The following is a 23,968-nucleotide window of genomic DNA, read 5'->3' as shown; positions in this document are numbered from 1 at the left end:
ACTAGTATACCTGCTTAAGAAAACGAATGCAATTTATTTGACTGGAAATTTTTAGAAAGCGACCTGTCCCTACACTTCATCAGTAGCCATAGCGAATAGCTGATAATTCTCTCAATTTTTTGATCTGCTCGGATTGATTTTCTGACAATATCAGCTTATTATCAATCAACACATGTGAGATATCAACATTCATTTGGCTCAATATAAAAGGAGTAGAAGTCCCATCGTCCTTCAATCTTCTTTGATAAATCACTAATTGATTTTTCAAGGGAGTCAATTGAGGCGTATCCTTTATATCTTCCAATAGATGATTTATGATAGTCATGGCTTCACAACGTCTTTCGCTTCCTCCTGCAAACCATTTTAATGGTGCCATTCTCATTTTCCTCCTTAAATTGAAAAGCTATCATTCCTAACTCTCGTACCAATATTTCACCCAAATACCCTGTGTAAAAAAGTCAGCAAAAATGGTAATGTCGCGAAAATATTATTAATCACATGCACCGCATAGGATGGATAAATACTCTTGGTATAGCGGGTCAAACTAGCAAAGATGATGCCAGATGTTGCAAAGACGAAGATATCTAACAAACTAGGCAGGCTTGAAAAATGAGGAAGAGCAAATAAAATTGACGGAAGAAGCAAATCAAGGCCAAATCTCGAATGCTTAAAAAAGGCGTGTTGCAGTAATCCTCTATAGATTAGCTCTTCCATAAGTGGAGTCAGAAAGAACAAAGTTATATAGATACCTAGCTCAGCAAAGTTGGTCCCACTATAACCGATCAATACAGCCCAACCTTCAGCAGTTGATTGAACATGTTTAGCTGTCTGAACGTTAAAAGAGATCTGGAGCACTACCACTAATACTGTCAAAATCGAATACCAAAGCCATTTTTTTCTTGGAATGTGAAAGAGATAACCATGACCTGTCTTAACCAGAATCCAAATCATGACTCCGCTAAATAGCACACTCAAGATATTTCGAATCCAGAAAAAATTTCCTATCTGAGAAGAAAATTGCCAATAATTTTGGACAATAAGCGTCAGCTGAGAAAGACCAAATACGAAAAATAAGTAAGAGAAGACTGCACTTATTTTGAATAGAAGTTGATACTTCTTCATATGAACTCTCCTTTGTAAACTCGAGACATCTCTAATATAAGCTATATTTTCCTAAATCCTTACTCCAAATCCAAAATGGTACTTGAGATTTCCTGAATGGTTAAATAGTGATAAAAAAAACATGGATATCTATGATCTCTCGTTTCAAAAAATCACTGCCTCCCCCAGACCAACCTGAGGAAAACAGTGATTCAGTTTTTAGGAGTTAGGAATGAATACACGAAATCAATTGATCTTATGATTTTTTGTTTTTCAAGAATTCATCGTATTGTTTTTGCATTTCGTTCAATACTTTATCGTAAGCACCTTCAGATTTCAATTTTTCCATCAATTCTGGAATAGCTTTATCTGGGTCTACAGTACCAGTGTTGATAGCTGTATCGAATTGTTGCATTGTGTTAGAGATAGCTGAGATTTCAGATTTCACACTGTCAGTGTTAAAGATGAATCCAAGCGCTGGAGATTCTTTAGCTTCTGCCAATTGTTTCTTAGAATCTTCGATTTGTTGGTCTGTAACGTTTTCGTTGATGTAAAGGATCCAGTTGTTACCTGTGTTCCATCCACCCATGTGAGTGTTTCCTTTGTATCCATCAAGGACACGAACACGGTTTTCTTTACCTTCAATTTTTTCCCAGTTCTTGCCTTCTGGACCGTAAACAAGACCGTTCAAAAGTTCTGGGTTAGTGTTCAAGAGGTTCAACACTTCCATTGATTTTTCTTTGTTCTTAGAGTTGTTTGAGATTACAAAGTTAGCAACTTGTGTTGTTTGGTTTTTCTTGATGAAGTTAGTAATTGGTTTGATTTGGATATCTTTGTTCGCAACACGTGAAAGCAAGCTATTGCCGTAGTCAGCTGGTCCTACTGTTTCTTCACGAACGAACCAAGTATCTTGTTGAAGGTCAAATGAAGTATCGCTTGTTGCTACATCTTTTGGAATGTATCCAGCTTCATAGAATTTGTGAAGAGTCTTCAAGTGTTCTTTGAAACGAGGTACTTCGTAACGGTTTACAATCTTAGTAGTGTCTCCTTCAAGGTCGATAACGAATGGAAGTCCATTTGGAACTGGGTAGTCAAAGTTATCAGATGGGATAAAGTTCTTAGTAACCGCAAATGGCACTACATCTGGAGCTTTTTCTTTGATTTGTTTCAAGACTGGCTCAAGTGTTTCGTATGAAGTGACACCTGAAATATCGATACCGTATTTAGCAAGGAGAGTTCCGTTGAAGGCGAAGTTTTGAGATGATGCAACGTTGGCTGCAACTGGAACTGCGTAAATTTTACCGTTAATGCTGTTACCTTTGATGTAAGCTGGGTCAAGTGCTTTATAAAGCTCTGCCCCTTCTTTCTTATACAAGTCAGTCAAGTCAGCATAGGCACCTTTTTGAGCATTTACAACATAGTTAGATGCAAAGGCGATATCGTAGTTTTCACCAGATGATGTGATAACTGACATTTTCTTATCATAGTCACCCCATCCAAGATATTGGATATCCAATTTAGCACCAACTTTTTCACCGATGATTTTGTTAGCATTTTCTAGCAATTCATCTAAGTTATCTGGTTTGTCACCGATTTGGTACATTTTGATAACAGTTTTTTCACCTGAAGCTGAGTCAGCAGCTTTTTTGCTGTTACCTGAAAGGTTTCCACAAGCAGCGAGACCAGCAGCCAAAGCGACTACGCTAGCAGATGCAAAAGCATATTTTTTCCAGTTTTTCATGACAAAAACTCCTTTTTTTATTTTTAAACTTATAAACAATGTAATGATCTTAACTTCACGCAAGGGAAGTTTGGAAATGAGAAATGATTTTTCTCGACAAGTACTATTCTTTCACACCACCGATAGTCAAACCTTTTACAAAGTAGCGTTGGAAGAATGGATACAGAATCGCGATTGGAAGGGTTGCGACCACAACCATGGCCATACGACCTGTTTCTTTTGGAAGAGCAACTCCCAGTTGACCAGATAGGCCGACTGCTTTTGCGATGTAGTCCATATTTTGTTGGATTTGCATGAGCAAATATTGCAATGGGTACAAGTTGTCACTCTTAATGTAAAGAAGGGCGTTGAACCAGTCATTCCAGAAACCAAGTGCTGTCAAGAGCGTGATTGTTGCGATACCTGGTAGTGACAATGGCAAACAGATTTGGAAGAAGATCCGAGCCTCACTAGCACCATCGATACGAGCGGATTCTAGAATAGCTTCTGGAATGGTCTTCTTGAAGAAGGAACGCATCAAGATGATGTTAAATGGTGAGAGAAGCATTGGAACAATCAAGGCCCAAACTGTATCACCGAGTTGAAGCAAACGAGTGACCACGATATAGCCTGGTACCAAACCAGCGTTGAACAACATACTAAGAAGGGCAAAGATCGTAAAGAATCTGCGATACTTAAAGGTTGTCCGTGAAATGGCGTAGGCATAAGTTGTTGTGATAAAAACGTTTGTGATAGTTCCCACCACTGTTACAAAGACTGAGATGAAAAGGGCTTGGAGGATTTTATCCTTAAATTGTGCCAAAAACTCAAAACCATCTAATCCAAATTGAGATGGGAAGAAGCTATATCCATTTTGGAGGATACTCTTTTCATCTGTCACAGAGATAACAATAACAAATATGAAGGGTAGGATACACGAGAGGGCGATCAAACCAGAAATGGTACTAAAGAAGATATCTGCTTTCTTACTGAAGGAGTGAATGCCGACATTATCAATTTTTTCTTTTTTAATTTTCTTTTCTGCCATACTCTCCTCCTTTCTAGAACAAGGCTGAGTTTGGATCAACTCGTCTTGCAAGTAAGTTTGATAGGATAACCAGAATCAAACCGACTACTGATTGATAGAGACCTGCCGCTGAAGCCATCCCGATATCTGCTGTCTGAGTCAAACCATTATAAACATATACGTCCAAGACGTTGGTTACGTTATAAAGCTGACCAGCATTGTGGGGGATTTGGTAGAAAAGACCGAAGTCTGCACGAAAGATATTTCCGACTGCAAGGATGGTCAATACAGTTACCAATGGTGTCAACTGCGGAATGGTTACATTGCGAATTCGTTGCCATTTGCTGGCTCCGTCCACTGTCGCTGCTTCGTAGTAGGTTGGATCAATTCCCATGATTGTCGCATAGTACATGACACTGCTATATCCAAAACCTTTCCAAATACCTAGGAAAAGTAGGAGATATGGCCAGATGCCCAAGTCAGCGTAGAAATTGACTTCCTTCATTCCGATAGATTCTAGGAAATGGTTGAATACCCCTTTATCAATGTTTAGGAAGGCATCTGTAAAGAAACTGATGATAACCCAAGACAAGAAGTAAGGGAACAACATAGAAGTTTGGAAAATCTTAACCATTCTCTTAGAACGGAGTTCACTGAGGATGATAGCAATCCCTACAGATACAATCAAACCGATAAAGATAAAGCCGAGATTGTAGAGGACAGTATTTCGTGTGATAATAAAGGCATCTTTTGAACTAAACAAGAATCTGAAATTATCGAGTCCGACCCATTTACTATTCACGATACTATCTATAAATCCATTACTGGTCATGTGGTAGTCTTTAAAGGCAACCACGTTCCCAAATACTGGAATGTAGAAGAATAGAGTCAACCAGAGTGCCCCTGGCAAAACCATTAAGAGAAAGATCCAGTTGTCTCTCAAGGTTTTTGAAAACTTATTCATAATTTCCTCCCTTTTTTATTTTGATATCCATCTAAAAATTCCTTTTTAGACTTTTGATAACGATTACATTATTAGTATACTCCTATTTGAAGGTTAGGTTAAACTACTAATTATAGAAAAAACTCCACAAATTATTTTATGTGGAGTACTTTTTTAAGAAAGGGATGTTTCACGAGAAACACTCTTCATAAGACACAATGTTCTTGTTTTAGGTCGTGTAGATGGTTGAAGCTGTCGCAATAGTATGCCACTGGTTGGCTGTTGTGGCTGCGAAGTCCTTGTCTGCGTAAAAGTCAGTAAATGGCAGGATTTCCACTTCTAACTCATCGATGCGGTCAATCTGACCAGCCAGATAAGCCTCAATACGACTTTCTGCGCGTTTGATGCGTTGCAAGAGTCCGCCCATACGGATATCGACCGTATCCAAACCAAAGACCTTGTTTTCTTTCAGCCATTGGTGGCTAAAGAGGGCATGGAAGTGTTCGATTTGGCTTCTGAGTTCTGGTAATTCTTGTCTGGCGATTTCTTGTAGACTTTCCTTATCATCCACTTGATAGGCTTGACGAATGCGTCGTCCCACATCCACTTTGCTACTTAAAATCTGGTTCAACTGGGCCTGAGTTTCAAAGAGGTAGGCATAGTTGGCAGCTTTTTCTTTAATGTTAGCAAGCGTCTCAGCAGCCTGAGCGAAGTGCGGTTTGTCCTGTTCAGGTGTCATGTGTCGGTCAAGGATCGGACAGAGAACATCCTGATAAAAGACATAGCGGTTAGGATTGATCCCGCTGAGATTACCTGGTAGGTCTGGCAAGAGATTAGCTAGGTCAATCTGCATAAAATCTTCAACCGATAGACCTATATTGGTCTGGAAATGAGCAGACAAACGGTCTAGGTCATTGCGATAGCTGAGTTCTGCCCAGATTTGCAAGCTTGGTAGGACAGCGAATTGGGCAGTTTCCCCACCATTGTCCCCCCAACCCGTCACGATGACTTCTTTGATATCATTGGCGCGACAGGCTTTATTGGCTTCAAGAGCAATGAGACGGCTGAAATGGTTGTTGGGTGTGAAACCAATCCACTTCCAAGCACCCCCCGCAAAGGCAAGGTCATGACTAATCTTGTGGTGGTTACTAAAGTTACGGTTGTATTTTTCCTCGCTATCCTGATAATAGTCCCAGTAAACCAAGGTCACACGATCTTTGAGACGGTCTAGGTAGACACGAGTTTCTTCTGGAATTTCCACATCACGGTCGTACTGCCCATCTACTGACATAAGTTTAAAGAACATATCGCTCCACATCTGGCAGTGGAAACCATATTTGTCTGCAATATCCAGCACGCGCTCCAAGTGTTGGCACATGAGGAGACTACGATCCACCACACCGTTTAGAATCAGGTAGCGTCCCAAACCAACCAAGTGGGCTTCGTCCATCCCGATATTGACCTTGCGAGTCTTCAGCTTAGACAGAGTGGCAAACATGCCATCAATCAGGTCATAAACCTTTTCTTCGCCAATAAGGAGGATATCCTCCACATCACGGAGCTCCTGCACTTCTTTGACACCCCATTTAACGAAGGCAGACAAGTGGGCCAAAGTCTGGATACATGGCACAAAGGTCATATCAAACTGCTGGGCATAGGCTTCGATTTCCTGCAATTCCTCAGCTGAGTAGGCTCCACGGAAATAGCCAAAGTAAGGCTGCCCTTCAATCTGGTAGGTATCTTCCATGTAGAGCTCAAAGGTTGAGTAGCCCATGAGAGCCAAGACCTCAATCATCTGCTTGGCAGAAGCCACATTCAGCACCGCATTTCGAGAACAGTCTGCCATGTAGGCTAAATCTTCATAAGCCGCCTGTTCCTCAATCTCTACTTTATCACCTTCTGCTAGGGATGTTGCCAACAGGGACAAGGCACGATAAAGTTGGTGGGGTTTGCGGTAAGTTAGTTGATAGTGGCCACCCTCACCCTTGATAGAGATAGAGGCTTGGTCAGACTGAGCGACAGCTACCTCTACATCTGGTAGAAAAATGTGTTTTTTTAATACTTCAATAGCTTGCGCTTGTTTGTCACTAATTCCTGTAAATCTTACCATTGGTTTTCCTCCTGTAGCCAGTTGACAAGGGCACCGTAGAGATTGGCATCTGCGTGATAGGTGCAGGCCTGGATAACAGGTGCGACTGTGTATTCTTCGTAGGTATCGACAAAATAATCAACAGCCTTCTTGACACCTTGAATAAAATCTGGATTTTGACTGATAGAGCCTCCCAGGCTGATGACATCTGGATCAATAAGATATTGGATATTGAGCAAGCCTTGCGCCATATTACGATTCATGCGCTCGATAGCTTCTTGACAAAGGGTATTTCCTGCTTCGGCCTCTTGGTAAATTTTGCGACCGTCCCAGTCAGTCTGACCAGATTTTTCAATCACGTATCGCACCATATTTCCAGTTGACGCTAATTGCGACCAGTTGTTGAGCTTTTCAGCAGGGGCAAGAGTTGTCATGTAGCCAAATTCTCCACCCAGACCGTGGCGACCTCGATGAAGTCTACCATTGATAATCATGGCTCCGCCAATCCCTGTCCCAATCACGACACAGGCTGCATTTTCAAGTTCTGGATGAGCCAGTAATTCACTGAGTCCAACGCAGTTGGCATCATTTTCCAGATGGACAGGAATCTGATAAGAGCTAAGCGCCTCATACCAAGAAAATCCGTGAATGTAGGGTACTGCACTGAAGCCATCAATCACACCTGTCTCTTGATTGACCGCGCCTGGAACGCTCATAGCAATCCCGCTATAATCCTGCTCTGACAAACGTTGATCTAGCCAAGCTAGTAAGTCCTCCAAACTTTCTGGCGTTGGAATGCTTGTCTTATCTAGTATTTTCCCATCAGGAGTCAGACTGGCAAACTTAATCCCAGTCCCTCCGATATCAATCGTTGCAATAGTCATTGTTTTTACCATAAAAAGGGGCGAATCAGCAGTTAGTTCTTACCTTTTCGCCCCTCCTTTCTCTTTATGTTTACTTTTTGAAATTAAATTTCTTCTTTTTTGATGAATTCTGTACGAATCTCTTGCGGTGAAATGAGGCCTCTATGAACGGGGTATGGTCGTTCAAGTAGGTCAAGGAAGAGATGTTGACTTTCCGGTACACGCACATTTTCACTACACATATTGTAGTAACGAAGCACATAGCCTTCTTCATTTTCAGCTACCTTAAAGGCTGTTGGACAGATTTGCGGTATGCTGAGAACAGAATGATTCAAGAGGCTACCAGTCGCAGCCACGCTACCCTCTTGTTTTGCAACTTGAAGAGCTGTGAATGGTGTCTGCAAGGCTTTAGCACGACGGAAAGCTGAGAAGCGTTCTTGGGCTTGGTGGCATTCAAGCGCAAACTCGACTTCAAACTCACGCAAGCATTGGGCTTCTGGTGTTGGGAAGTAACCCCAGTCACCCAACTCACCTGATGCACGCAAAATCGTCACTGCAATGGTGTCGTCTCCAAGGATTTCGTATTCATTCAATCCCTTATTTGATACAGTCACACCTTTTTCATCATCATACAGGCTGACAAAGGCTTGTTGGTGTTGAGGATTTTCAGGATTTTCCCAAGAAGCAGCTGGTTTGTTTGGTCGTGTCACCACCTCATAAATGCTTTCAGAATCATTGTTTGGACGCGTATTATGAGTCTTGACCAAGAGACGGATACGGTGGTCTTTGGCAGTGTTAGTAAAGCGAGTTTTAAAGCGAATTTGTGGATTATCCACGAAGATAGTCATCTCAGTTTCCAGAGGAAGGCTTGTCAACTCTTCTGAACGTCCTGCTTCACGCTTCATAAACTCGATGATACCTTTTTGCTCTTCTTCTAGCTTTTCGTCCGCACTGACAGGCACGGTCAATTCATGTTTGAGCAAAATCTTAGCGTAACGAGCTGTGTTTTCCAAGACCTCATAGCCCTTAAGCTCTGCATAGATAGGCTCTGTTCCTTTTGGTTGGAAATAGATATACTCGTTTCCGATGTCACCACGGTCTTCGAAGCGGATAAAATCTTCATAGGCTTCGTGAGTTGTCTTGTCATAGACTGTGATATTGTCATCCACACTTACCGTTACAAATGGCGTATCAATCACTCCGTTTTGGTAAATACCGTCGCGGTGTTCTTGCTCTCCTTCCAGCAATTGGAAGGTTGTCCAAGAAAGTGGCGCTAGGTGAACAGGAATGGTCACGCGCACTTGGCGAGCGATACGAGCTTGGCGGAACTTGTCTTTTGGTAAATCGTACTCAAAATTAGCTCCAAGGTCTTCGATTTTAGCCTCTACAGGACGACCTTCCAAGTCCTCTACACGGTAGCTTGGCAAGGTAAGAGCAGCCATCTTCTTGTAGCCTTCTGTTGGGTGCAATTCCTTGAAATCACAAGTCGCCACATCAATCACTGTGCTGACAGTATCAACCTTATCATGCAATCCTGTGTTAATAACAGTAAAGAGATAGTCACTTTGAGCCTTAGCTGTAGCTATTTTGCCCTTCCACTCGTTAAGAAGATTGCTCTTCACAAAGTTTCCGACTTGGTTGACCTTGGCAAAACGAGTTTCCATCTCACGGTGAACTTCGTCCACGCTACAGCCACAGATGCTATCATGTGGCGCATTTTGTAAAAGAGTTTTCCAAGCATAGGTCAACTGGTCCTTGTGGTTATGACCCCCAGTGATAATCGTCAAGGGTTCTACAACTTGCTCTAGGAGGTTGCTATTTTCTTGGAAGGCTTGTTTGAGATAAATACGAGATGAAGAAGTGTTGGCAAGTGTGTACCAGCCGTCTGTTTCCTGACTGGTCAACTCACCTGTAACCGTTGATAATTGCTCTGGTAGGGCACTTTCCACGGCTTGGACATATTCATCAAAAGAACTATGAACAAAGGTTACATCTGGGAAGAGTTCATTTGCTACACGAATGGCTTCACTCAGATTTTTCTGCACAGGCTGGTGGTCACAGCCGTTCATCATCAACCACTGGTTGGTCGAAGCGTAGTCACGCACGTCTGCCAGTTTTTGTTTCCAGAAGGTCAAGGCCTCGTCTTTATCCACTGGAATTTCATTCCCATTACTATACCAGTTGGCAAAGAGGATACCGAGAACACGACTACCATCCGCACCCTGCCAGTACATTTCTGAAAACTGGGAAGTAAACTGCTCATCTTCGAGAACTTGGTTGTCAAATCCAATCGGTTTCACACCACGACCAAAGGCTGCCACGTGAATGCCTGATTTTTGAAGGATTTGAGGCGCTTGCCCCATATTTCCAAAGGTATCTGGGAAGTAACCAACCTGAGTTGATTTGCCCCATTTTGCAGCCTCCTGCTGACCGATAAGAGTATTACGGACATTGGCTTCACTTGAAATCAAGTAGTCATCTTGCAAGATGTAAAAAGGACCAATTTTAAGTTTGCCTTGGTCGATGTATCGTTGGACTTTGTCGCGATTTTCAGGGCGAATCTCCAAGTAGTCATCAAGGACAATGGTTTGACCATCCAAGTGGAAGCTCTTGAACTCAGGGTCATTTTCAAAGAGATCAAAGAGATTGTCAAATAATTCCACCAACTGCATACGGTGGCTTTCAAAAGGCAAGTACCACTCACGATCCCAGTGACTATGTGAGATAATATGTACGACAACATTTTCCATGAAGTAAAACCTCATTCTAAATTTAAATTTTTATTGTTAACGTTTTAAATGTAAATTTGTGATTCTTTCCAAGAATCAGTTGCGCTAAAGCGTGTTCCTTAACGGATATCCAAGTAATCCAAGACCAACTCACAGAACATCATATTAGCCCAAGAGAACCATTCACGAGAGTAGAGAGTTGGGTCATCCACGTGGAAGCTTTCATGCATAACACCTGTACCACCATCGCAAGCAACCAGCTGATCCAGCAAGAATTTCTTCTCTGCCTTATCTCTTGTTGTCAAGCCTTGGATAGACAGGGCAATGGGCCAGATATAGCGATAGAAGGTATGAGAACTTCCGAGACCGCTAGCGTATTCTCCTTGGTAGAAATATGGATTTTCAGGGCTCAGAATGGTACGACGAGTTGCTTGATAGACTTCGTCGTCAATATCGCAGTAGCCCAGATAAGGTGCAGCCAACAAACTTGGTACGTTTGGATCATCCATGATGCTGGCATTTCCTAGACCATCCACTTCAAAGGCATAAATCTTTTCGCCCTTGCTGTTGGTAGTGTAAGCGTAGTTTTCAATTCCTTCTTGGATTTCAGCACGGAGACGCTTAGCGTCTGCGATAACTCTCTCGCTATCAGCTAGATCTAATGCTGCAAAGATTTCTTGAACATACCCCAAGACTACTACAGCAAACATATTTGACGGAATCAAGTAACTATACTGACAGCAGTCATCACTCGGACGAAAAGCTGACCAGGTCATGCCTGTCACTGCAAAATCAGGGCCAAAGCCATCATTTACCAAGGTATCTTCCTTGCGGTCCGTATCGCGGACAAAACGATAAGGAGAGTTCTTGTGGTCTTGTTCCACTGTCCACAGATGAAGAATTTCCTTAGTCGCTGCGACAAAAGTCTCATCAAACTGACTAGTCTCGCCAGTCTCTTTCCAGAGGAGATAAGCCAGCTGCAAAGGATAGCAAAGCGAGTCTACCTCGTACTTACGTTCCCAAATCCAGCCGTTAAGGTCTGTGTGGTCAGTCTCGTGGTGCCCCTTCCAGTTCTCCTCAATGTTGAAAGAATTGGCATAAGGATCCTTGAGTACCAAGGTCATCTGACGCTTGACCAAACCTGCAATGGTCTGACGCAGGAGCGCATCTCTTTTAGCCACATGCAGGTAGGGTCTGAGTTGAGCTGTCGAATCCCGAAGCCACATGGCAGGAATATCCCCAGTCAAGACAAAAGTTGAACCATCTTCTAGGATTTCAACCGTATTGTCCAAGGTGTCGGTGTAGCAACGCTCGAAAACATCCACCCACTCTGGATGGTCCTTAGCCCGCTCTGCCACTTCATCCAGCCATTCTCTAACAATTTCTTTCGAATAAATCATCCTGCAGTTTCCTCTTTCAAACAAGTTTCATTTTCAGTATATAGCTTTTGAGACAGAAAATACATACACAAATGATAGTCATTTTTCTACAAAATAGTTATCTTTGAAACTCCTTTTCTAAAGGCTATCTTTTTCTGATATAATGTAGAAAAACAGCCAAAGGAAAGACTATGAAACCACTACTTGAAACCATCGATACCCGATTTGGAACTGCCAGCAAGCATGCCTTTTCTCGGGGAAATACCCTACCATACACAGGCGTTCCTTTTGGGATGAATTACTTTGTACCCCAGACCAGTGACCAGGATGGATCTTGGTTTTTCGATCCACATCTGCCTATCTTTCAGGGGATTCGATTAACCCACCAGCCCAGCCCTTGGATTGGCGACTACTCTTGGCTCCTTCTGACACCTGTCACAGGTCAGCTAGGTGGAGACAGCCTCTTTCATCGTCAGTCTTCCTATGATATGGATAATGCCTCTTTCCAACCCCATTATCTAAAAATTTTCTCCCTGCGCTATCAGATTGAAACCCAGCTCACACCGACTTGCTACGGTGCTTCTATTCGTTTGGAACAAAAGCAAGGCAAAGCCCTCTCCCTCTATCTTTACGCAGCAGATGAACTGACCGTGGAGCAAGTAGATAAGCGAACTCTTGCCCTGCGACAAGAAGGAAAAACTGAGACCAACAAAAATCCACTGATACTCTTCACTACCCTGCAAATGAATACAGATATTCTTGCTATCATCCAAGAAGGTAGAGACTGGCGAATAGACCTGGCAGATAGTCATACTGAGATTCAGCTAGGGACTTCTTTCATCTCTCCTTCTCAAGCTCTAATCAATCTACCTCAAACGGACTTTGATAACTGTAAAGCAAATGCGCAAGCGGACTGGGAAAATCTCCTCCACCGTTTTGACGTTATAGAGACAGGAGAGGCTGACCGAACCTTTTTTGACCACTGCCTCTACAGACTCTTCCTCTTTCCCCAGACTTTTTATGAGGTTGATGAATCAGGACAAGCCATCCACATGGATCTGGCTGCTGGTACCGTCAAGCCTGGTGTTCTCTTCAGCAACAATGGTTTCTGGGATACCTTCCGCACCACCTTCCCCCTCTTTGCCCTTATCATACCTGAACACTATCACCGCTTTTTAGAAGGTTTCCTCAATAGCTACCGTGATACTGGATTTCTTCCAAAATGGCTGGCTCCAGATGAACGTGGCATGATGCCAGGTACCCTGCTAGATGGCATTATCGCAGATAGCGCCTGCAAGGACATGGCCCCCGACCTAGAAGAAGAACTCCTCCAAGCCATGCTTGAAACAGCCAGCAAGTCCGACCCTCTCGGCATCAATGGTCGTCACGGATTAGCCCAATACCAAGAACTAGGCTACCTCTCTACCGACCACCACGAAAGCGTCAGCCACACCCTAGACTATGCCTATAGTGACTTTTGTATCTCTAGCTGTGCTGAAAAACTAGGGAAAATAGAAATCGCTGAAACCTACAAGGCCGCATCACAAAATTACCGCCATCTATTTGACGCTGAGACAGGTTACATGCGAGCGCGTGATAGTCAAGGCAACTTCCGCCCTGACTTCTCTCCTTATAGTTGGGGACGCGACTATGCCGAATGTCCAGCCATCCAAGCAACCTTAGGCGTCCTCCACGACATCCCAGGCTTAATCCAACTTATGGGTGGAAAAGAATCCTTTAGCAACTATCTTTTGAAAACCTGTCAAGATGCCCCCCTCTTTGAGACAACAGGCTATGGTTACGAGATTCATGAAATGAGCGAAATGGCTACAGCTCCGTTTGGACAAGTCGCTATTTCCAACCAGCCGAGCTTCCACATTCCTTATCTATTCCGCTACAGCGACTATCCTGACTACACTGCCCTTCTCATCAAGACTCTCCGTCAGAAAGCCTTTCACGCAAACTGGCAAGCCTATCCTGGTGATGAGGATAACGGTAGTCTCTCGGCTTGGTATATCTGGTCAGCTCTCGGATTTTATCCGACCTGTCCAGGAAAACCAAGCTATGATCTCGGAATCCCTCTCTTTAACCACCTCCGTATCTACCTAGCTAAAGAAAATAAATGGCTAGATATTCATGCTGAGCAAAACCACAGCCATTTTAACTTTGTAAAAGAATGCCGACTAGACAAATCACTCGTATCAACTATTCAACACCAAAAGCTCTTAAAAGCTGAACAACTAACCTTTATACTTAGCTGGCTACCAAGTCATCGCTAAATAATAAAAAATCTGCAATCCCCAAGATTATCCACAATCTGTGAATAACTATTCCAAACTGTGCTTAACTCTTGAGTTTCAGCAATTAAAACTACTTTATAATCCTCAAAAGTTACTAAATTGGTCACACAAATAAAAATTATCACTAAAATAATCAGAAGTTATCCACACTTATCCACAACCTGTTAGTAACTTTTATGAATAGCTAAGACTTATCTCTCACGAACACTAAAAAGAGCCTGACTCCAGGCTCTTTAGTCGATTATTTCTTCTCAGCACGGAGGGCTGACAAGATTTGTGTACGGATATCATCCACACCATTTGGCGTATTTGGTAAAAAGATCGTTTGATTTCCTTTAGAAGCAAAGGTATTCAAAGTGTCCAAATACTGGTTGGTCAAGAGGATGGACATGATTTGTTCTTCTGTCATGCCAACATTGGCTTCCTTGAGTTCTGTAATAGACTCTGCCAATCCATCCACAATTGCCTTACGTTGTTGGGCAATCCCCACACCATGAAGGCGGTCTTTTTCTGCTTCGGCTTCAGCTGCAGTGACGATTTTAATCTTATCTGCTTCCGCCAATTCTTGCGCTGCAACCCGCTTACGTTGTGCCGCATTGATTTCATTCATGGATTGCTTGACTTCTGCATCTGGTTCGACCTTAGTAATCAAGGTTTTCACAATAATATAACCGTAAGTAGTCATTTCTTCTGCTACTTGATGTTGAACTTCAAGGGCAATCTCATCTTTTTTCTCAAACAATTCATCCAAGGTTAATTTGGGAACAGAAGAGCGAAGAGCATCTTCGATATAAGATTTAATCTGAGATTCTGGACGCATGAGTTTATAGTAAGCATCTGTCACGCTCTGCTCATTGACACGGTACTGGGTCGCCACATTCATCATAACGAACACATTGTCCTTTGTCTTAGTCTCAACCACAATATCGCTTTGCAACAAGCGCAATTGAATCCGTGCTGCAATCGAGTCAATTCCAAAAGGTAAGCGAATATGAATACCGCTATTGGCAACCTTTTGGTATTTCCCAAAGCGTTCAATAATCGCCACCGACTGCTGACGAACCACATAAACTGTACTCAGTGTGACTATCACCAATAGGAGCACACAAACCACCACAAAAATCATCAAAAATGTTGCCATTATCGTGACCTCCATCATTATTTTTCCTGTATTATAGCACATTTAAAGAAGGCTGTGCAGTTTTTACTGCGATTTTTCCTGAAATGTCAATAATTAGAGGTGAATTGTCACATTGTCGTCTGATTTCTTGCTAAAACAACTGGTAAAGAATTAGATCTACCATGCGAGTTCTCTCTAACTCCGTTGATTATCAACATACTATCTGAGTTTTACAAGTCGTGGACAAACAAATGAAACAAGTAACGGTTAATTCCTTTAAAAGACTCACAAAAAACATCATTGAAGTGAACCGCACTCCAATAGTTCAAGCATGAAGTGAGGTTGATGATCTAAATTTGATGTGTATACTATTTTTGTCATCGGTTACCGATTACCTTCCTTACGGTTCGTGAGAGGATGTGAAACTAATGAGCCTTATACCCGAGCTTGCTCTTACTATTATAGCGGATGTTATAGCAGGAATTATCTTGTATTTCGTCTGCAAATGGCTAGATGGTAAGAAGTAGACCGAATGACTAGCCTATCAACACCCACTAAATCGCTAAGATACGTCAAAAAAGCCCTTAACTACTGGCATAGTTAAGGGCTTTGGTGTTCTAATGAACCTTGTCCGTTAAAATCATTTTAACATACAAGCCCCGATATTTCAAGAGTTTTATTTATTTTTTAAAGCGCCTTATGTATCTGAAAGATCTATCATGAAGTTAGCCATCTAGTACCCAAAAACCGACTAGCTCTTATGAACTAGTCGGTTTCTCATCAATGCGCTAACATTTCTTGGGCGATTTCTTGGCCAGATAGGTCATCTGGGTAGTAGGTTGGCCAGTTATCCATTTCTTCAAAGAGAGCTTCTTGGCTTGTGCCCCCAAAGAAGATATGGAAATGTTCTGCCTTAACTGGGGCGATATTGTGGTCGCTAAACTGAACATACTTGAACTGTCCAGCGTCAGCATCTGTCGCTTCAAAGAGGAAGCGCACGCCACGATTGCCTTTCTTGTAAGTCAAGATTTTCTTACCAACATACTTGTAAGTATATTTCTTGCTTTGTCCACCTTGAACAAATTCCATAGTATTATCAGTGATATTAATCTTAGTCACATCTGTCTGATAGCCTTTTGTATAGTAGGCCTTGTACTCAGCCTGAGTCATCTTACCAGTCAACTTAGCCTTGTAGTCAAATACCTGATCAAAAGTTCCATCTTCAAGGAAAGGATAAACTGATTGCCAGTTACCTGCATAGTCACTCAAGGTGCGGTCCTTGACAGCTGTATCTTCAAAGTAACCATTTTGAACTGTCTTGGTATCCTCTGCCTTTTCAGGCTCGATTGCTAGGCCTTCTTTGTCCGTTGTTTGTTTCAAAGCCTTGAGGTTTTTCTCCATAACGGAGATGTAGTTTTCGCCAGCCTTGGTATCCTCTTCTGTCAGACTTTCCAAAGGATTAAGGACATCTGTTTTGACACCTGCCTCTTTTGAAAGTGTGTTAGCAAGGGCTTGTGAGGCATTTTCTTCAAAGTAGATATAGGCAATTTTATTTTTCTTGACATACTCTGTCAATTCTGCCAAACGAGCAGCTGATGGTTCTGCATCTGGAGAGAGGCCTGAGATAGCGACTTGTTTGAGTCCATAGTCCAAGGCAAGGTAGTTAAAGGCTGCGTGTTGAGTCACAAAGCTCTTTTGTTTGGCTTGAGACAAGCCTTCTGCATAAGCCCTATCCAAGGCTTGCAATTTTTCAATATAGGCAGCAGCATTCTTCTCAAAGGTCTCTTTTTTATCAGGATAGTCTGCTGACAAGCTGTCACGGATGTGCTCTACTAGTTTAATCGCACGAACTGGTGATAACCAAACATGGGGATCGAACTCATGATGATGACCTTCTTCTCCATGGTCATGGTCTCCCTCTTCTTCATCACCACCTGGCAAGAGCAACATATCGCCTGTCGCCTTGATGGTTTTGACCTTTTTCTTATCCAAAGTATCTAGCAATTTAGGTACCCATGTTTCCATGTTTTCATTTTCATAAACGAAGGTATCTGCATCTTGGATTTTGGCAACTGCCTTGGCAGACGGTTCATATTCATGGGGTTCTGTACCAGCACCAATTAGGAGTTCTACATTAGCAGTATCTCCTGCAACTTGCTTGGTAAATTCATAGACAGGGTAAAAGGTTGTCACGATATTTAGTTTGCCATCTGCCTGCTTTTGATTGGAACAAGCCACTAAAAACAAGGCACATAGACTGGCTAGCAATAAGCTAATTTTTTTCACGTTAGTCTCCTATTTGATAAAACGTCTTACTAAACTAATGAGTAAAAAGACAGTTACAAAAATAATGGTAATACTTGCACTTGCAGGTGTTTCTGCATAGTAGGAAATGTAAAGTCCTGCTACCATTCCCAAAAATCCAATAGCACTGGCAAGCAACATGACCGATTTAAAGTTTTTTCCTAGACGAAGGGCAATACTAGCTGGCAAGACCATAATGGTCGATACCAGAAGAGCTCCCGCAGCTGGAATCATAAGAGCAATGGCCACCCCCGTCACCATGTTAAAAAGAATGGACATGGTACGAACAGGCAAGCCGTCCACAAAGGCCGTATCCTCATCAAAGGTCAGGATATACATCGGACGCAAGAAGAGGAAGGTCAAAATCAAAACAACCGCCGCAATGACAAAGAGGGAAATGACCTGTTCCTCGCTAATCGTCACGATTGAACCAAAAAGGTACTGGTCCAAACTCATAGAACTAGAGCTTTTGCCTTTGCTCATGACAATCAGAGAAACAGCCAGACCTGTTGACATGAGGATAGCTGTCCCGATTTCCATAAAGCTCTTGTAAACTGTACGGAGATACTCCAGAAAGACCGCCGCAATCAAGACAATAGCAATAGTTGAAATAGTCGGAGAAATCCCCAAAACCAACCCAAAGGCTACACCCGAAAGCGAGACGTGGCTGAGGGTATCACTCATCAAACTCTGACGACGCAAGATAAGGAAGGTTCCCAATACCGGCGAGAAAAGACTCATGGCAATAACGGCCAGAAAGGCACGCTGCATAAAGTCATAAGATAATAAACTAAGCATGGCCTACCTCCTGATCATTTTCATGAACGTTGAAACAACGCCATGGCGAATCTTGGTTACGGACTAGATGAATATTGCGGTCCGCATAGTCCTTAACTTCTTCAGGGTCATGGGTAATCATCAAAACAGCCTTGCCATGGTGATGGGCGCTGTGGTGCATGAGTTCATAAAATTCGTTTTTACTTCCTGCATCCATCCCCGTTGTCGGCTCATCTAGGATAAACACATCTGGGTCAGAAGCAAACATACGCGCGATTACCGCTCGCTGCTTTTGGCCCCCAGAAAGAGAACCCAAGCGTTTGTCTCGATGTTCCCACATACCCACTGAGTCCAGACTAGCCTTGATATGCTCCTCATCATGACCATTTAAACGACGGAACCAACCTTTTCGCGGATAGCGACCCGACTTGACAAATTCATAAACCGTACTTGGAAAACCAGCATTAAAACTGGCAATCTGCTGAGGAAGATAGGCTATTCTCAATTTCTTACCCTGCGTATTTGTCTTTGAAATGGTCACCTTGCCAATGCGTGGCTGGAGGATTCCAAGACTGGCCTTGATCAGTGTCGTCTTAGCTGCCCCATTCTCCCCCGTCAAGGTAACAAATTCCCCACTATCAACACTATAATTGATATGTTCAAGAACGGGCTCCTTATCATAATAGAAGGATAAATCCTCTACCGTAATATATCTCATTATTTGATTTCTCCTACTAAAGCAGTCAAAAACCGCTGAATCACTTTTTGTTCATTTGGAGTAAACTGAGTCGCCACTTGTTCATAAGTTAAAAGTGTATGCTCATGGTGATGATGGTGCTCCTCAGCGATTGGACGAGCCAAATCAGTCAACTGATAAAAAATCACACGCGCATCCTTAGGATCTTTAGATGTTTCCAACATCCCTTCCTTGACCAAAGACTTAATGGCCTTGGTAACTGCCGCCTGACTAACATTGAGGCGACGCGCCAATTCTGAATTTGTTAAAGATTCCTCTGACAAGAGCATGAGAATGTGCTCCTGAGTATTGGTCAGAGCCACCTCGCTAGTGCAATGACCTATTAGGATTTCATGCTGATTTTCCGCCTGCAAAATCACCTCATTCAAAAAAGCATCGATATCCTTCGCTAGCTGTCTCATATCTGACTCCTTTCCTTTTAGACTTCTCTTTTTTAAGAGAAAAATACTATTCTTTGAAAAATTATTTACTGGTTAATTATATCACAACCAAAAAAAGAGTCAAGAAAAAACGTGAAAACCAGTTTCATTCTTGAACTCTTCCATATTATTATCTATTGAAATTCCTTGACATCTCCATCATAAGTCGCCCAGTCTTTACTGAAAAAGCGCTCATTCAGATGGTAAGTCGGAGCTGGTGTGGGATTGGATAGGAAAGGATCAACAGCCTTGTCAAAAGCTAACCAACCCAACCAACCAATATGAATTGTATCTTTTACAAAATAAGATTCAGCACCATTTTTTGAAAAATCTGCTATATTGGTAAAGCCTTGACTTTCTAACTGGTAACGAATCTTTTCAACTGCATGTTGATACATATCTTGATTTAATCCTGTATAATCCATCCACTTTTTATTAACCGGTTGAATCACAAACAATACATTCACTTTTGAATTCGCAAATTGATTTAAGACTAATTGCAAGTCATTATATTCAGATGATTTTAGAAAATTATAATTTTTCTGATAATCCTTCCACTTTTTTAAATCTTTCTTTATTTGCGTATCATAGAAACGATTTTCCATCCCCATATCATTATTCGTGGTATTTGCTTCAGCATCTTTTACAGCGATTTCTCTCAATTCATCGTAGGAAAATTTATCTGGTAAGTCTTTCAGATATTTCTCCACACGATCTCTATATTTTTCTCCATCATTCACTGACAATTGTCCAAATAGAAATGATTGTTTTTCGTTGAATCGTGCTAATGTATCTATGAGTGTCTTATCTATTTCTGAAAGTCGCTCACCCTCGGTTATTTTTTTGACTATATCTCCTAATACTACATTAGGATACTTTTTCATTAAACGCGAAGCGGCGTAACGACTTGACACATCTCCAGACTGATTTTCCAAAAAAGCGCCCAATTGATCCGTGTTAAAATAGCTACGAAAAACTGCAGATTCATACTCCGTTTCTGTAAACCACTGAGGAGAAATAACAAAAACAGCTTGTTTATTTTCTAGCTCTGGCAATATTTGCTGCATACCAAAGTACTGATTTAAAGAAGCTGCTCCTGCTTGTCCTAAAAAATAGGGTCTATACGAACGATTGTACTTCTCCGCTAAAACAGCTGGATGCATACTATCAAATCGAATCCACTCACTAGAACCAAAAAAAGGAATGAATCGTAGACTTGGGTCCGAAAGAGCTCTCACTTTCTGAAATCTTTCTCTAAAACTTTGTGTACTAATCGCTGCTGCATATCGTTTTTCTTTTGATAAATTATAACTTTTACTAGTAGGATAAAAGAAAATGAGCAGAAAAACCAACAAACCAGCTATCAAGACCGGTCCGAAGATCATCCATAAGCGTTTAAGCATTTTGTAGCTCCACAATACCAGCTATGATTTTATTGGCTGTATTCCAGTCGTCACGACCAAACTCTGTTACAGGGACACGAATGTCAAAACGGTTTTCAATCTCCACAATCAACTCAACCGTTCCCATACTATCCAAGACACCTGCATCAAAAAGATCTTCATCCATCATGTCAGAAACATCTTCCATAAACAACTCATCAATAATTTCGATAACTTCTGATTTGATATCCATATTTTATTTCCTTTTATTTTTTAAACCATAGATCATTCAAGAATCCAGAAAAGATTAAGAATGACAGCATGACGACATGGAAGGTGACAACCATGCCAAGCAACTGAATCCAGCGATTCTCAGGTAGAGCAGGCTTCCCTGCTTTTTTCCGTTCCTTATTGAGCGTTTTTTTCTTACGAACCCAAGCGTCATTGATGACCAGTCCAATCCCATGAAAGAGTCCATAGGCGATGTAGTACCAGGTCACACCGTGCCAAAATCCCATAATCAGCATATTGACAACGTAGGCCACACTTGAGGTTACATTGCGATTCTTAAAGACCTTCTTTCTGGTTAACACCATCACCATTCGCATAAAGACAAAGTCACGGAACCAGAAAGAGAGACTCATGTGCCAGCGATTCCAAAATTCTTTTAAATCCCTAGACAGAAAGGGCTTATTAAAGTTGATAGGACTACGGATTCCCATCAAGTTTGAGATTGCTAAGGCAAACATAGAGTAACCTGCAAAGTCAAAGAAAAGTTCCAGACCAAAGGTATACATGACCGCTAAAGCATAGGGGTTAAAGAAGCCACCTGACTGCAAAGCTAGATTCTTCAGAGGAGGCAACAAAGTCTCTCCTAGAATATGGGCCAAGATAAACTTGTAGAGAAAGCCCCACATGATATAGCGAACAGATTCATCCAGCATATCCATCAACTCATCCCGATCAGGAATGGTCTGATAATTTTCATTAAACCGCTTAAAGCGATCGATTGGACCACTCGAGAAAGTCGGCATGAAAAGTAGGAAGCGGAGGAATTCCCAGAGGGTAAAATCCTTAATCACTCCATCTCTCAGCTCGATGATAATCCCAACCGAACGAAACGTCAGGTAAGAAATTCCCAAAAATCCAAGCAAAGACTGCGTTCCATTGATAGCCGGTTGCACCTTGACAAAGATAATTGGAAGGAGGGACAGAAAACTAACTAAGTAGAAGACCCACTTGCCATCCTTACTTTTTCGATAGTGCTTGTAGAAAAGTAGGAGCAATATTTCCCAGCACAAGTAAATACCCAAGGCAGCCAATTGATTGGTCTTCCCTCCTACCAGCATGGTAACGATAAAGAAGAGACTAACCAGCACTTCATACCAGGCAAAGCGTTTCTTGAAAAAGAGACCGATAAAGATGGGCAAGGTTGCAACAATCACATAGACAAAATACTGAGGATTGCCGTATGGCTCTAAATGAGGAAGCTGTTTAAAGAACTCCATCATCTCCTATTCACCTCGTTAATCAATCCTTTGATGTCAATCTTTCCATTTGGAGTCAGTGGCAAACTGTCTCGATAAAGGAATTTAGACGGCATCATGTAGGACATCATGATATCTGTTAAATCTTCCTTGATAGCCTTGGTAATATCAATATCACGCTCAAACTGCTCACGAACACCGTCTTTTAAGATGACATAGGCTAGCAGATTTTGTACCTTGTGATCCTTGTTATAACGCGGTACTGCAACAGCAGACTCGATAAAGCGAGACTTATTAAGATTTTGAGAGACATCTTCTAACTCAATGCGGTAACCGTTGAACTTAATCTGGAAGTCCATGCGTCCGCCGTAGAGAAGCAAGCCCTCATCTGTCATAGTTCCCACATCGCCTGTGTGATAGGCTGGCAGACCTTCAAACTCAAAGAAGGCTTCCGCTGTTTTTTCAGGATTGTTCATATAGCCTTTTGACACAGCTGGCCCAGAAACAATGATTTCTCCCTGTTCACCATTTGACAGTTTATTTCCTTCCTCATCAATGATAAAGGTTGGAGAATCAGCCTTGGTATAGCCGATTGGGAGGCGTTTGAGAGTAGCTAGCATCTCGTCTGTCACAGCAACTGCTGACAAAGCTACTGTCGCTTCTGTTGGACCGTAAGCATTGATAATACGGGCATTTGGGAAACGTTCGCGCAGTTTTTGAGCCGTTTTAACCGTCAATTCTTCGCCATCAAAGTAGAAATGCGTGATGCCAGGCATTTTCTCGCTATTAAAGTCTTCTGACAACATAGCCATATCCGCAAAAGAAGGCGTTGAAGTCCAGATAGCGATTGGCAATGAAAAAATGGTCGCAAAGAGTTGCTTAAAGTCCTGAGTAATAGCTGAAGGAAGGGCAAAAAGCGTACCTCCCAGTGCCAAGGTCGGCGCCCAGTACATGACGGACAGGTCAAAAGAATAAGGTGGCTGAGCCAGCATTTGCGGACGACTTGGCGTCGCAAATTCCTTATCCGTAATCATCCAGTTGGTAAAACTGAGGAGGTTATCATGGGAAATCTGCACTCCCTTAGGCTTACCAGTCGTACCAGACGTAAAGATAATGTAGTAGTTATCATCACCCTTGACTGGATGCGTAATCTCATAACTAGTCCCTTGAGCAAAGGCTTCTTGAACCTGAGCTAGAGTCATCATTGGCGTAGAAACCTGCTCCAATGGAAAGTCTGAGATAGCAATAATCAAGCTTGGCTCTGCTACTTCTAAAATAGCCGAAACTCGCTCCAAGGCTGAATGGCTGTCAATGGGAATGTAGGCATGTCCTGACTTAGTCAGAGCTACAAAAGTTGCCAACATTTCATATTCTTGGCCACCAAAAACAACCACAGGAGACTTCTCTGGTAAATCCAGTTGGTCGATGGCTGCAGCTAAACTATCCGAATCAGCCTTCAAATCTCCATAAGTGTGTTCCTGCCCCAAAACATTGTAAACAGGATAGCTAGGCTGTGTCTGAGCAAAATGCTCAATGGTTTCAATCATATCTACGATTGCTTTATTTGACAT

The 23,968-nt window shown here is 42.2% G+C and carries 19 protein-coding genes; 1 reads left to right on the top strand and 18 read right to left on the bottom strand.

The window, feature by feature from the left end; all coding sequences use genetic code 11:
- Positions 1–79: 79 nt before the first annotated feature.
- From B7697_RS05170 to B7697_RS05130, 9 genes are all read right to left on the bottom strand, one after another.
- Positions 80–376, bottom strand: a complete 297-nt coding sequence (locus tag B7697_RS05170; RefSeq protein ID WP_185755627.1) for a bacteriocin immunity protein — start codon at positions 374–376, stop codon at positions 80–82.
- Between the two features lie 56 nt (positions 377–432).
- On the bottom strand, positions 433–1,122 hold the full coding sequence (locus tag B7697_RS05165) for a CPBP family intramembrane glutamic endopeptidase (RefSeq protein WP_084950673.1): 690 nt from the start codon (positions 1,120–1,122) through the stop codon (positions 433–435).
- A 235-nt stretch (positions 1,123–1,357) separates the two neighbouring features.
- Positions 1,358–2,842: an ABC transporter substrate-binding protein gene (locus B7697_RS05160; RefSeq protein WP_084950670.1), complete on the bottom strand. Its 1,485-nt coding sequence runs from the start codon at positions 2,840–2,842 to the stop codon at positions 1,358–1,360.
- 103 nt (positions 2,843–2,945) lie between these two features.
- Positions 2,946–3,869: a carbohydrate ABC transporter permease gene (locus tag B7697_RS05155; protein ID WP_000818349.1), complete on the bottom strand. Its 924-nt coding sequence runs from the start codon at positions 3,867–3,869 to the stop codon at positions 2,946–2,948.
- 13 nt (positions 3,870–3,882) lie between these two features.
- Entirely contained in the window at positions 3,883–4,812 is a 930-nt protein-coding gene (locus B7697_RS05150) for an ABC transporter permease (protein ID WP_049515574.1), read from the bottom strand.
- Between the two features lie 208 nt (positions 4,813–5,020).
- Positions 5,021–6,901, bottom strand: a complete 1,881-nt coding sequence (locus tag B7697_RS05145) for a beta-N-acetylhexosaminidase (protein ID WP_084950668.1) — start codon at positions 6,899–6,901, stop codon at positions 5,021–5,023.
- Entirely contained in the window at positions 6,895–7,764 is an 870-nt protein-coding gene (locus B7697_RS05140; protein ID WP_049509714.1) for an ROK family protein, read from the bottom strand. Before B7697_RS05140 ends, B7697_RS05145 begins: the two co-directional genes overlap by 7 nt.
- Positions 7,765–7,847: 83 nt before the next feature.
- Positions 7,848–10,493 (bottom strand): alpha-mannosidase, encoded by a 2,646-nt coding sequence (locus B7697_RS05135; protein ID WP_084950666.1) that lies wholly within the window; start codon positions 10,491–10,493, stop codon positions 7,848–7,850.
- 98 nt (positions 10,494–10,591) lie between these two features.
- Positions 10,592–11,872, bottom strand: coding sequence for a glycoside hydrolase family 125 protein (locus B7697_RS05130; RefSeq protein WP_084950665.1), 1,281 nt, complete (start codon positions 11,870–11,872; stop codon positions 10,592–10,594).
- A 170-nt stretch (positions 11,873–12,042) separates the two neighbouring features.
- On the opposite strand from B7697_RS05130, the gene B7697_RS05125 reads away from it, so the two are divergent.
- The gene (locus B7697_RS05125) at positions 12,043–14,130 is read left to right on the top strand and encodes a GH92 family glycosyl hydrolase (protein WP_084950663.1); all 2,088 of its coding nucleotides are present in this window, start codon (positions 12,043–12,045) and stop codon (positions 14,128–14,130) included.
- Between the two features lie 262 nt (positions 14,131–14,392).
- On the opposite strand, the gene B7697_RS05120 is transcribed toward B7697_RS05125, so the two are convergent.
- The 9 genes from B7697_RS05120 to dltA form a co-directional block, all read right to left on the bottom strand.
- Entirely contained in the window at positions 14,393–15,277 is an 885-nt protein-coding gene (locus tag B7697_RS05120; protein WP_004235732.1) for an SPFH domain-containing protein, read from the bottom strand.
- 774 nt (positions 15,278–16,051) lie between these two features.
- A complete protein-coding gene (adcA, locus tag B7697_RS05115; protein ID WP_084950661.1) occupies positions 16,052–17,557 on the bottom strand; it encodes a zinc ABC transporter substrate-binding lipoprotein AdcA in 1,506 nt (501 codons plus the stop codon).
- 9 nt (positions 17,558–17,566) lie between these two features.
- Positions 17,567–18,373, bottom strand: a complete 807-nt coding sequence (locus B7697_RS05110) for a metal ABC transporter permease (protein WP_000950030.1) — start codon at positions 18,371–18,373, stop codon at positions 17,567–17,569.
- Positions 18,366–19,070 carry a metal ABC transporter ATP-binding protein gene (locus B7697_RS05105; protein WP_084950659.1) on the bottom strand — a complete coding sequence of 235 codons (705 nt, stop codon included), beginning with the start codon at positions 19,068–19,070 and terminating at the stop codon, positions 18,366–18,368. The genes B7697_RS05110 and B7697_RS05105 overlap by 8 nt, the downstream gene beginning before the upstream one ends.
- Positions 19,070–19,510 carry a zinc-dependent transcriptional regulator AdcR gene (adcR, locus tag B7697_RS05100; RefSeq protein ID WP_001249308.1) on the bottom strand — a complete coding sequence of 147 codons (441 nt, stop codon included), beginning with the start codon at positions 19,508–19,510 and terminating at the stop codon, positions 19,070–19,072. Before adcR ends, B7697_RS05105 begins: the two co-directional genes overlap by 1 nt.
- 152 nt (positions 19,511–19,662) lie before the next feature.
- The gene (gene dltD, locus B7697_RS05095; RefSeq protein WP_084950658.1) at positions 19,663–20,931 is read right to left on the bottom strand and encodes a D-alanyl-lipoteichoic acid biosynthesis protein DltD; all 1,269 of its coding nucleotides are present in this window, start codon (positions 20,929–20,931) and stop codon (positions 19,663–19,665) included.
- Entirely contained in the window at positions 20,924–21,163 is a 240-nt protein-coding gene (gene dltC / locus B7697_RS05090) for a D-alanine--poly(phosphoribitol) ligase subunit DltC (protein ID WP_000351967.1), read from the bottom strand. The genes dltD and dltC overlap by 8 nt, the downstream gene beginning before the upstream one ends.
- A 13-nt stretch (positions 21,164–21,176) precedes the next feature.
- A complete protein-coding gene (dltB, locus tag B7697_RS05085; RefSeq protein ID WP_084950657.1) occupies positions 21,177–22,421 on the bottom strand; it encodes a D-alanyl-lipoteichoic acid biosynthesis protein DltB in 1,245 nt (414 codons plus the stop codon).
- Entirely contained in the window at positions 22,418–23,968 is a 1,551-nt protein-coding gene (gene dltA / locus B7697_RS05080; protein ID WP_084950655.1) for a D-alanine--poly(phosphoribitol) ligase subunit DltA, read from the bottom strand. Before dltA ends, dltB begins: the two co-directional genes overlap by 4 nt.

Origin of the sequence: Streptococcus mitis, assembly GCF_002096895.1 — a bacterium.
In the GTDB taxonomy this organism is placed as follows: domain Bacteria; phylum Bacillota; class Bacilli; order Lactobacillales; family Streptococcaceae; genus Streptococcus; species Streptococcus mitis_AH.
The sequence above is the reverse complement of the archived record's forward strand: the minus strand, read 5'-3'. Positions and strand labels throughout refer to the sequence as shown.